The organism is Xenorhabdus vietnamensis, assembly GCF_002127535.1.
In the GTDB taxonomy this organism is placed as follows: domain Bacteria; phylum Pseudomonadota; class Gammaproteobacteria; order Enterobacterales; family Enterobacteriaceae; genus Xenorhabdus; species Xenorhabdus vietnamensis.
In genome coordinates, this window is the sequence record NZ_MUBJ01000041.1 from 1 (window position 1) to 10,072 (window position 10,072).

At 45.9% G+C, this 10,072-nt stretch carries 13 protein-coding genes and 4 pseudogenes; 7 read left to right on the plus strand and 10 right to left on the minus strand.

All coding sequences use genetic code 11. The features are described from left to right. Positions 1 to 243: 243 nt before the first annotated feature. The 3 genes and pseudogenes from Xvie_RS19195 to Xvie_RS19205 all read right to left on the minus strand — a co-directional run. Entirely contained in the window at positions 244 to 1,164 is a 921-nt protein-coding gene (locus Xvie_RS19195; RefSeq protein WP_086110731.1) for a nucleotidyl transferase AbiEii/AbiGii toxin family protein, read from the minus strand. Beyond that, on the minus strand, positions 1,157 to 1,690 hold the full coding sequence (abiEi, locus tag Xvie_RS19200; RefSeq protein ID WP_086110732.1) for a type IV toxin-antitoxin system AbiEi family antitoxin: 534 nt from the start codon (positions 1,688 to 1,690) through the stop codon (positions 1,157 to 1,159). Before abiEi ends, Xvie_RS19195 begins: the two co-directional genes overlap by 8 nt. Positions 1,691 to 2,101: 411 nt before the next feature. After that, positions 2,102 to 2,458 (minus strand): annotated as a pseudogene (locus Xvie_RS19205) (transposase); the annotation flags it as partial. 67 nt (positions 2,459 to 2,525) lie between these two features. Here Xvie_RS19205 and Xvie_RS19210 point away from each other — a divergent pair. The 3 genes and pseudogenes from Xvie_RS19210 (at position 2,526) to Xvie_RS19220 (ending at position 3,884) form a co-directional block, all read left to right on the plus strand. Continuing rightward, positions 2,526 to 3,216, plus strand: a pseudogene (locus Xvie_RS19210) (IS6 family transposase). 133 nt (positions 3,217 to 3,349) lie between these two features. Continuing rightward, positions 3,350 to 3,592 carry a type II toxin-antitoxin system ParD family antitoxin gene (locus Xvie_RS19215; RefSeq protein ID WP_086110733.1) on the plus strand — a complete coding sequence of 81 codons (243 nt, stop codon included), beginning with the start codon at positions 3,350 to 3,352 and terminating at the stop codon, positions 3,590 to 3,592. Further along, positions 3,585 to 3,884 carry a type II toxin-antitoxin system RelE/ParE family toxin gene (locus Xvie_RS19220; protein WP_086110734.1) on the plus strand — a complete coding sequence of 100 codons (300 nt, stop codon included), beginning with the start codon at positions 3,585 to 3,587 and terminating at the stop codon, positions 3,882 to 3,884. Before Xvie_RS19215 ends, Xvie_RS19220 begins: the two co-directional genes overlap by 8 nt. Positions 3,885 to 4,114: 230 nt before the next feature. On the opposite strand, the gene Xvie_RS19225 is transcribed toward Xvie_RS19220, so the two are convergent. The 4 genes from Xvie_RS19225 to Xvie_RS19240 are packed head-to-tail and all read right to left on the minus strand — an operon-like array spanning position 4,115 to position 6,954. Beyond that, the gene (locus Xvie_RS19225; RefSeq protein ID WP_086110735.1) at positions 4,115 to 4,663 is read right to left on the minus strand and encodes a pyridoxamine 5'-phosphate oxidase family protein; all 549 of its coding nucleotides are present in this window, start codon (positions 4,661 to 4,663) and stop codon (positions 4,115 to 4,117) included. A 1-nt stretch (position 4,664) separates the two neighbouring features. Then, positions 4,665 to 5,009 (minus strand): hypothetical protein, encoded by a 345-nt coding sequence (locus Xvie_RS19230; RefSeq protein ID WP_086110736.1) that lies wholly within the window; start codon positions 5,007 to 5,009, stop codon positions 4,665 to 4,667. Positions 5,010 to 5,020: 11 nt separating this feature from the next. Beyond that, entirely contained in the window at positions 5,021 to 6,166 is a 1,146-nt protein-coding gene (locus Xvie_RS19235) for a peptidogalycan biosysnthesis protein (RefSeq protein WP_086110737.1), read from the minus strand. After that, on the minus strand, positions 6,160 to 6,954 hold the full coding sequence (locus Xvie_RS19240) for a class I SAM-dependent methyltransferase (RefSeq protein ID WP_086110738.1): 795 nt from the start codon (positions 6,952 to 6,954) through the stop codon (positions 6,160 to 6,162). Before Xvie_RS19240 ends, Xvie_RS19235 begins: the two co-directional genes overlap by 7 nt. A 171-nt stretch (positions 6,955 to 7,125) precedes the next feature. On the opposite strand from Xvie_RS19240, the pseudogene Xvie_RS22360 reads away from it, so the two are divergent. Beyond that, positions 7,126 to 7,253 (plus strand): annotated as a pseudogene (locus Xvie_RS22360) (IS6 family transposase); the annotation flags it as partial. A gap of 326 nt (positions 7,254 to 7,579) precedes the next feature. On the opposite strand, the gene Xvie_RS21805 reads toward Xvie_RS22360, so the two are convergent. Further along, positions 7,580 to 7,753 carry a hypothetical protein gene (locus Xvie_RS21805; protein ID WP_167376330.1) on the minus strand — a complete coding sequence of 58 codons (174 nt, stop codon included), beginning with the start codon at positions 7,751 to 7,753 and terminating at the stop codon, positions 7,580 to 7,582. A gap of 41 nt (positions 7,754 to 7,794) precedes the next feature. On the opposite strand from Xvie_RS21805, the gene Xvie_RS21810 reads away from it, so the two are divergent. Beyond that, the gene (locus Xvie_RS21810) at positions 7,795 to 8,031 is read left to right on the plus strand and encodes a hypothetical protein (protein WP_167376328.1); all 237 of its coding nucleotides are present in this window, start codon (positions 7,795 to 7,797) and stop codon (positions 8,029 to 8,031) included. A gap of 36 nt (positions 8,032 to 8,067) precedes the next feature. On the opposite strand, the pseudogene Xvie_RS21190 reads toward Xvie_RS21810, so the two are convergent. Next, positions 8,068 to 8,199 (minus strand): annotated as a pseudogene (locus Xvie_RS21190) (IS110 family transposase); the annotation flags it as partial. 52 nt (positions 8,200 to 8,251) lie between these two features. Further along, positions 8,252 to 8,419, minus strand: a complete 168-nt coding sequence (locus Xvie_RS21815; protein ID WP_167376329.1) for a hypothetical protein — start codon at positions 8,417 to 8,419, stop codon at positions 8,252 to 8,254. A 137-nt stretch (positions 8,420 to 8,556) separates the two neighbouring features. On the opposite strand from Xvie_RS21815, the gene Xvie_RS19255 reads away from it, so the two are divergent. Both Xvie_RS19255 and Xvie_RS19260 read left to right on the plus strand, forming a co-directional pair. Next, complete coding sequence (locus tag Xvie_RS19255; protein ID WP_086110740.1) at positions 8,557 to 9,492, plus strand: hypothetical protein; 936 nt, start codon at positions 8,557 to 8,559, stop codon at positions 9,490 to 9,492. Beyond that, on the plus strand, positions 9,458 to 9,970 hold the full coding sequence (locus Xvie_RS19260; protein ID WP_086110741.1) for a hypothetical protein: 513 nt from the start codon (positions 9,458 to 9,460) through the stop codon (positions 9,968 to 9,970). The genes Xvie_RS19255 and Xvie_RS19260 overlap by 35 nt, the downstream gene beginning before the upstream one ends. Positions 9,971 to 10,072 lie beyond the last annotated feature (102 nt).

Here is a 10,072-nt window from a genome sequence, read left to right on the forward strand (position 1 = left end):
GCAATACGATAAACGGGGTAAAAAACGTCTTCAAGAGGCGGCTAAGCGATTAACATTCAAATAAGAAAAAGATGAAAAAGTGATAATGAGGGTTAAATTGTAACAATATAAAATTATTATTGATTTTCACTATACAGGATCTTTAGCAATAAAGGGCTGAAAAAATCTGACCTGATAACGGCTTAAAACGATTAGCTAACTTGGAGTTCTTAGAGAGCATAAAAATGATTACAGGTTTAATCATTACATTTTGAATGGAATGGTACGGGTTCCCGGTGAGTACAGTCCTTTTTGCACAGTCGTTAGCAATTCTTTTAGGATCGTTGTGAGATAGTGTAAAAAAGGATCCTGCCCAATAGTTCTGTTGTAAACGGGCGCGGGAATAAATCGTTTCATTTCAGTCTGGAAGTTACCGGAAGCAATAAGGCTGTCGATAGAGTCCAGTCGTGCCTGAACGAGTTTGTAAAAATCAGTAATACGATAATCTGATAGTTTGCTCTTGATTAGGTCTAAATCGGGCTCAACATCTTGCTGTTTCAGCCACACCAAATCCCACATGTCGCGATGGCGAATGTGAGATGTTGCCACAGGGAACGAAATCAACTTATCCGCCATGATTTCAGCCAGTGTCTCGACCGATACGATGGTTTCGGAGTAGCCATCAGGCAGTACGGAGTAATTCCGCTTTAATGGACGCGCATCTCTTGTATACGCCGGAACGTTGGCGATCTCAATTTTGATGCGTTGCTTTGGTAAATCTTTCCTTTCCGGGGCTGTTGTGACGGAGATTTGCCATTTATCGATTTTCACATCGGCATACTCAGGCTCCTTTCGAAGCTCATTGGGTTCCTTCACCGTGACTTCAATCCCATAACGCGCCCCCAGGTAACTTTCCACGCTCACCTTAATCCTGCTCATGTCCGCTGAACAAAAGTCACGGCCGCCAGCAAAATCCAGATCTTCGCTGAATCGGTTGGAACTATAGCAGAGTCTTAACGATGTGCCGCCCTGAAAGGTAATTTCCCTGAGCAAACCGTCTTTAGCGAGGCAAAACAGAATGCCATAGTGCAGCAGCTCTTTCTCCACGACAGGCCTGATATTGGCAAGTCCATCTTGGGTAATGACCTCATCGACAAGGGCGTTAAAATTGACATGCTCAGGCATGCGCAAATTCCTCCATTTGAACCAGGTGCATATTTCTCCCCACTCTTTTCAAGTCACGAAGAGCGGTTTCTTTTCTTGCGATGCGCAGTGGTCCCCGGTTTTCCAATGTTCCTTTCAGAATTTCGCTTGGCTCCCTGCTGGTGTGGGTGATCTCAATCACTCCCCACGGCGTTTCAAATTCTCCCGATCTGCCAGTAGACATAATCGTCAGTCGGTCGATGGGAATTTGTGAAATCAGGCCATACTGAGACAACGCCGATTCCAGGCTGACGTAATTGTATTCGCCCCGACGGATATTTGTTGAAATTGTCTCCAGCGGATAAGACCCCAGACCATCCCGCGCATACGCATAAACACCTTTGGTGATACGGACTAGCAATCCGGCATTGATGAGGCGATCAATAGATTTTTGCAGTGTCCGAGGGGGGTCGTCAGCAAAGATAACTTCCAAATCCCGCAAAAGGAAAATACGTTTTCCCATTTTGCTGAACTTGTCTAATGTGTTAATTGCTGTAATCCTATCCATTCCATTATCTCCACAGCTATACCCTTGATATGGTTTTTTGTGCATAGATGGCTATAATACCAATTATACATTCACATATAAACCCCATTTATGGGTGTTTTGTGTAAAGATATAATAATAAGGGGAACGCGTCAGGATTAGATAGCATAAAATCTATGGTTCCCCTCCTTTTTGCAACACTAATTTTTGATGAATTTTGGGCTTGCTTAAATCTGTCCGGCGTCACTGTAGGCAAGGAGCCTGCGCCTCGATGAGTTCCGCTCCTGATGAGCCTTAAAACCGTGTCGGCTTGAAAGAGCCATTTTTTATGCTAGGTTTCTCATCAGGCCGGTAGGCCGTTCATGTCATCAATTATCAGTCTTCGCAAAACCAGTGGGGTAACGTTTAAATTTATTAATAATGACGCCAGCTTTAGGCGACAAATACCGTGTGTTGTGTCGTCATAGCCCACGCTATCCGGGCGAGTTTATTAGCCAATGCACAGGCCACGATATTCGAGTGCTTTCGTTCAAGCTGCTGCTTAACCCAGTCAGCCAGTTTTCCCTGCCGGTGCTCAATCTGTTGCATGAATGACCGGGCGCAGAGTACCAACAGTTGCCGGAGCGTCTTATTACCCCGTTTACTGATCCCCAATAATGTCGTCCTTCCCCCGGTGCTGTACTGGCGGGGAACCAAACCCGTCGAGGCCGCAAAATCCCGGCTGCGAGAATATTGTTTTCCATCACCCAGTTGTGAGGAAAGCACACTCGCCATGATGGGATCAATACCGGCACTGTTGCAAAGTTTGAGTCACTGATGATGCTAAGTTAAATGTTGAGTAACGGGAGCTCACCGTATGAATGTATTCAAAGGCTGTCATTTTACAGGCATTATCATTTTGTGGGCCGTTCGTTGGTACTGCAAATACGGCATCAGCTACCGTGAACGCCAGGAAAGGCTCACTGAGCGTGGCGTCAATGTTGACCATACGACTCTTTATCGTTGGGTTCAGCACTATCACCTGAAATGGAAAGACGACTACGATGGTATTGGCGTCATCCAACGGGTGTCGGCGCTTGGCATCTGGATGAAACGTATGTGAAAGTGAACGGCAAGTGGACTTACCTTTATCGTGCGACAGAGAGCCAAGGATATACAATTGATTTTTATCTCTCACCACGCCGGAATACCAAGGCGGCTTATCGATTTTTAATCGCGTGAAGAAATGGCAAATACCCAAAGTCATTAATACCGATAAAGCCGCGCCTTACGCCCGGGCACTTAATATCCTCAAGTTTGAAGGGAAGTGTCCCTTTCACGTTGAACATCGACAAATCAAATACCACAACAATGTGATTGAATGTGATCAGGGTAACTTGAAGCGTATTATCAATCCCACATTAGGGTTTAAACCGATAAAAACCTCGCCTGCGACGATAAAAGGCATTGAAGTGATGCGCGCTCTGCGCAAAGGTCAGGCAGAAAGCTTTTATTATGGGCAACCTTTAGGCGAAGTGCGTCTAGTGAATCGAGTATTTGGTCTATAACCTGCTTCGAGCCGGAACAGATCAAATTGATAACTTTATTTGCAACAGTGCCATATATTCCCTCGATCACTTTGATTTTGTTTCTTGCATACATTATTATTGGTGTGTTAATTATTCACACAAGGGTGTCATTATGTCACGTACTACCAGTGTCACGATCGGTTCTCAATTGGATGAGTTTGTAGGTCAGCTCATCGCGTCAGGTCGTTACGGTTCGACCAGTGAGGTTGTTCGTTCAGCATTACGATTGTTGGAGAGACAAGAGAAACAAACCACGGCTTTAAAAATGGCAATTGAAGCCGGCGAACAAAGTGGTGAATGCTCATTATCGCTTCACGACATCGCAGCGAAGGTAAAACAAAAACATAATGTATAAGCTTTCTAACCTTGCATCCGAAGACTTTGAGCATATTTTTGAATACACCTTACTGAATTTTGGTGTTGAGCAAGCCGATGAATACACGGAAGGTATGCATAGTGCTTTACAAACGTTAGCCGAGAACCCACTTATGGGGCATGAGTGTCCTGAGATTGCGATAGGGCTTCGACGTCATGATCATCAAAAACACGCCATTTTCTATCGTTGCCAATCTTCGGAGGTTTATGTCCTCCGTATCCTTCATCAGCAAATGGAACCATTGCGACATTTTTATCCAGATATGTATTAGAAAGAGGTCTATTCTATCCCCCGCTCAACGAGTATTTCCTCCCGGTCACGCAGGCTCAGCGCGTAGGCCAAATACCCTACTGCACGCTCCGTTCTTAGGAGCGCGCGGTCTGGTAACAGGCTACGCTTATCCGACATTCCAAAAACAAAAATATCCTAAAATTAACTAAACATTTCAGATACGGAAAAAGTCAAATCCCCCAACTTTTCCCTATCAGATAACAGCCAGGTTCATTGGGTAACGCTGGGTAAAATAGACTCATTATACTGTTTTGGTACAAACAATTGGGCAAGGGGGACGGGAACTCGCCTGTCTTCTTTGGTTTTCAGCCAACCATCAATATCCAATAGCCACCAGTCATTGATACGGAGTTCATAAAAGCGTCGCGCACCATCACCATAAAACTCGTGTAGCGGCAACTGCCAGCGGGCACGATCCCGTGCTTCGGGAAAATTGAGTCGGTAATAATCCTGATGGATACATTCGCATTCGCATTGGGGTATTTCCCGTGCGCTGCCGGTAAACTGTGCACCGTCCAGCCCTGGCGGTGAAGTTGCCTGCATATCATGACAAAACAGCGAACCGCTGACCTCTGCATGGTGGCAAATATTTTCGGAATGTCTGGCGGTCCTCATCGAATACCACACCAGCCGCAACGGTTCGAATAATGGCACATAATTAACCGTAGAAGCCCAGGGAATATTGTCAGCGTGCCGACTGGCAAGGGTGAAAAAGCGCGCGTTGTTGAGCAAATAAAGGCTGCGTTGTATTAGATTCATGTTATCTCCTGGGGTTGACGATAAAAGGTGCATCGTTCAACAAACTTGAATCAAGGATTTCCCACCACAGAGATTGCTCGGTGCGGATTTTTTCCCATTCGGGATCCTTGCAGAGTTTTGACACCGCCCTGCGGTACTGCCCCCACGCTGCTTCGTCGGCGAATGTAACGTAATGTTCCAGGCAGTGGACGTTATCGCCAATAGTGCGGACATACCAACGGCGTTCCCCAGTCATTTCTAGTGTATGGTAGAACCATTCGTCACGTTTTTCCACCCAATGCCAAAATGCGGTCATATCCAAATGGGCTTTTTGTGTTGGTTTCAGTAAATACATCAGATGCAGCATAAGGTTCTCCTTCAATCAAGCAGCGCCCAGTCGTGGGTCAGATGTGTGCCGAACTGTTGTTGGTAATGTTGGTAAAAAAGGCGGTTATAGTCTTTACATTCGCTTATTGATAGGGGGATGGCATTTTCGAACAGCAACAGCGCGGCGAGCGGCTCTATTTTTGCACCACGCCGCGTTTTGGCTCTAAGGGCGGAAATGGACAGCCGACATTCACGGATACCGTTTTTCGCCGCATAATCTAACGAGTAGTAATAGGTCAGCACGAAATAACGGAAGTCGTTATCGTCTATCTGATAATTCGAACCGTAATAACGGGCATGAAGGGTTTCACCAAAACGGTAGAAGATGGTTACCCCCAGGATCTGCTCACCGCGTTTGGCTACGGCAGCAACGGCGGCGTTGATGACTGAGGATTTTTTTTGTCCATCAAATATGCGCTGCATCCAGTCAATACCTTGATGGCTACCGTATTTTCCCCGGTTATTAGCAATAAGTTCTGCCGCCGCCTCCAGTAGATAATCGTCCAGTCGGCACCATTCCACCCGGTTCCCTAAGCGGGTAAAGGCGGCCAGTTCCGCGTTGGTTCTTACCCTGTGGTGGGAGCACAATTGTTGTAATTGCGAATCAAGCCCCCCGGCCGGTACAGATAGGGTCGCTTCCCCTGAATGCATCAATACTCGAGCATGGGGATAGTAACGGGCAACCTCGAGGGCCTGATGCAGCGGCATAAAAGGCATAATAGTTGCGTAATATCCCCGGTTCCCGGCCAACTGGGCAAGCATTTCAGCCATGGTCGACAATGTTTCACCCCGGCGGCTCCCCTGCACGCAGGGGATTTCATTGTGCGTGGAACGGCGGGCCCCGCCCCACAAGAAGGGTTGTTGCCAAGGACCGTCCAATCCGGGGAAGTAGTCTGGCAGATAGAACAGCCCGGACTGATCTTCGCCATCCCAGAGTGCGCAACCGCCTAACAATCCCGCATTGCCGTACAGAGTAAAAACGTCCCCCTTGCCCAAGGCGTAATCCAGCCCACCTAACCAGCCGTGACTGTGAAAAAAGTCATTATCGGAGACCAACGCATCCCACTCATGCCGGTCGATATGCTCAATGTTGGAAACTAAAGGGGAGAAGGCGGACTGGCCAACATTGATTAACACGCATCCCCCCTGATACATTCAAGAATAGCGGCATGCGGGCATTGAACGTAGGATGAAAGATGCGGGATCAGGGGGTTGGCCGGCACATTCAACGATTTCCAGTTTACAGTCTGAAAACCAGCCTGTTGTAGCGTATTTTCCAGTGTCGGACGCGACCAATAGTAGGCCTGTATATTGATATCGTAAGGTGGCTGGCAGATATGAAGCCGGAGGGAGCTACCGTCCGTGCGCGGCTGCCCTTCAATCAGGCGAAAGCCAAAGGGGCGATAATATTCGGGATCTGAATTGAAATCAGGGTGGATAGGGAGTGTGAGCAGCCGACCCCCCGGTTTTAATACCCTGGCCATGGTTTGGCTCATCGCCATTAAGTCCGCGTAGTTAGCCGCATAAGGCATCACATAAACAGCAAGGACTATATCGAAATATACGTTATAATCTTCATTAATCTTTGAAATATAGTGAATTCCGCGCTGTTCTTTTTCCTCATGCCGGCGGGCATAATTAAGCATGCCTTCGGAAATATCATGGCCGACAATGCGTTTTGCGCCCCGCTCATTCAACCAGCGTGAAATTACGCCAGGCCCACACCCGAAATCCAGCACACTTAAACTGGAGAGATCCCCAAGTAATTTTTCTAACGTCGGAAGCTCTAATTCCTGACGATAAGGCCAAGAAGTCATTCTTTCATAGAGTTCTGCGTACTTATCAAACGTTGCAGGGTCAAATTTAGGTAAATTGGCCTGTTTTTCCCTGGCAGATAAAGAGTCCGAAGATGGAGTTGAACGCATAATAATTCACCAATTACTCGTGATAATACAATAAATTAACAGTTTAATCTCTTACGACTTCGACTATTTTTGCTCAAGGCAAATATGGACCGGAAAGAGTAAGATCTGTCGGTACTGTTGCACTAGCGGAACACCAGGTAAGCTCCCCTGTTTTTGAGCGAATCCAGAACGATGTCCCTGATCCGAAATGTGTTTAAACGCCTCCATTATCCTGCCCAATGCCGGCCTACGCCCTGAGCCTGCGCAATCTCGAGGAAATGAGGGCGGAGCGGGGGATTGAGGTTGACCACGCTACCGTATTAATTATGCTCTTTAATGAACGTGAAGGGATATCATCAGGTGATATCATTAAATTTCCTTTTTTCAAGGTTATTATGCTTTCACGAAAACGACGGCATTCAGTCATAAATTTGGAGTTTTTTCATCATCATGTGGTGAATTACAATCTTGGTTTTCCATACTAACTCCATAGTTATCTCTATAAATAATTTAATTTAATTTGATTTAAATGGAAATTTCATTTTTTATTATTTTAATAACTCTTTATGATAATTATCCATATCAAATAAAATTTTCTAATAATGAGTTAAGTATCTTCAGAGGGTTCTGTCACATTAGAGTCAGGTCAGGTATCGGCCTTATTCCCTGTTCGACACCTTGAACGATCTCGCTGACCGTTGTTCGGCAGGGGAAGAATTCGGCTGGCGAAAGTCGTACCAGCCTGTCCTGCCGACACAGCCCTGACATACCGTGGCTGTGGATGTGCGCGTTCCATCACTGGTGTCTGGGGTTCAGGCAATACAGCTTTAACCTTATTGCGCGGGTCTTGCGGGGGTCCGCTTGGAAAACGGAATCTATGGTCACTCCCGTTTTTGCAATACTGAAATTGAAAAATATGTTGGCTTGCTTGAATCTATCCGGCGTCTGAATAGGCTTTATACCCGCGCCTCGATGAGTTCCGCGCCTGATGAACCTCAGAAAAATATACGGCTTCCACTGAGCCATTCCGTTTTACAGGTTCTTCAACAGGCCGGTTGGCCGTTCGTATCATCAATAATCAGCATTCGCAAAACCTGATAAGTAACTACTTAAACTTGTTAATTAAGGTAAATATTACGCGATAAAGGCCTGTTGCCGCGTTGTCAATGCCCAAGCTATTCTGGCCAGCTTGTTTGCCAGAGCACAGGTCACCACAAAATTACTTTTTCGACACAGAAGCCCCCTGACCCAATCAGCCAATCTACCTGGGGTCCAGTGGAAGAACCCTCGAAAATGACGAGTAACGTAACCTGTCGTTTTAATGAATTGATTTACTGATTGTTTTTTCCACTTCATCCTCCAGAGTCAGTGGCCGTTTGACCAGCGTCAACAATTGCGGAGCGACGTTCCAACGGTTGCCGTTGAGAGCATGAAAAAGCTCGGGGCACTTATGCGATAAAGTCGCTAAAAAAATCTCACCTGACAATTTGAATCGCCGCCAGACTATAGGACTGATACCCTGAAGAGCCACTTTAACGATATAGGCTTTAATGATGAGATTCCCGATAAGTACGTTTAGTTGCTCATTCTATCGCCGACTGAACGAGTGCCCCAGACTTTTTTATGCTTTCTACTGCTACACCAACCAATCCATCTGTTGATGTAATTTCAGCAGAAAAACCCGTTGCTCCTGAAAACCTACCTGATGAAGACGCTCAGAGTAGTGTTTCCTCAAACAGTAACTCAAAGGAATTATTGCTTGATATTGCTGCACCTGCCAATTCGTCTGCTGATGCGATTCCAACAGAAAAGCCCATTGATCATGCAAGCGAAGCTGAAAAACTGCCTGACGAAGATGTTCAGGGTATTGCTAACGCGGTTATCAACGATTCGATGGTGAAAGCTACTGAGGAAGCACAGAAAGCTTCTCATACTGATACACCATTCCTAGAGTACGAAGCGTCTAAATCTGGCATTTCCGGTGAAAGCACTCCTGCCCCCTCTGCCGTTCAGCAAGAGCAAGTACAGCCAGAACAATCCTCTGTTGAACAATTAACGACTATTGTACCAGATACAGCATCAACCGATCTGAACAGCGATGATTCACTGAAAAACTACACAGGTCAGTCAAGCGAAGCGGTCTTCCATGTGCAGTCACAAAACACCGTCTATGTTTACGGTACTTTTGCTGCGAAGGTCTATCTTCTGCCAATGGCTAAAGGTGAGAAGATAAATGCATATCTTTCAGATAGTAAAGGTTGGGAAGTTAGCCAATTGCCGGGAAACATCCTTCGCATCAAACGTGCCCAGAACAAAGCCGCTGGAGTGATGCAACGGATCTCTTCCTTGTTGCAGGCAAACGCACTTACACTCTCATCCTGCAAGCTGTGGACCAGCCTAAACTGCGTACAGATAGCCTTCGGTACGTCGAACCGACAGCATAACCGGTTGCTAAGAAAAGAAAAAAATAAATGTTTTAGTCCTAACAGGCGCATTTATGGTGCGCTTTTTTTCAGGAGAACGGATGGACTTGTCTATCACAGATGGAATCTGCATTGATTTCACATCCATGTATATTGATATTCCTGTGACAAACTGGACACCTAAATTTTCATACCTTGTCTGCCGGGGGCTGGTGGATAACGGTATTCTGCCGGGAAAAGCTGTCATAGGTATGTTTCGTAAGCGAGTGTTTGACTCATTTGATAAAGAACGTCCAGACGGATATACTGTGGTTTATTCAAACTATGCATGGATCGATGCAGGAGAAGATGGATTGATTGATCCTTGTAATTGGAACCATGCAGGCACAGAAAAAACACTATTGCAGGTTGAGCGATCTGATGCCTATTTTTGTGCAGTAGATCCTCTCAATATAAGCAATAACGACCTTCCCGCTCATTACATATCAGATGAACTGTATCCGATACCGCGAGGATTACATAAAGAAACCTTTAATCGTTTGCTCAACTTCAAAATAGAGGTCGCAGGTTTAACGATGGTTGAAGCAGCTTACCTTGCCAGGTCAAGAGCGTGAAAATTTTGTTAAAAACTGGATTTGACTCATCAATATCATTGTGTCCCAATACCCACTTTTTTAAGCCTCTTCTATATCATGGATACTGACGCCTTTTCACTC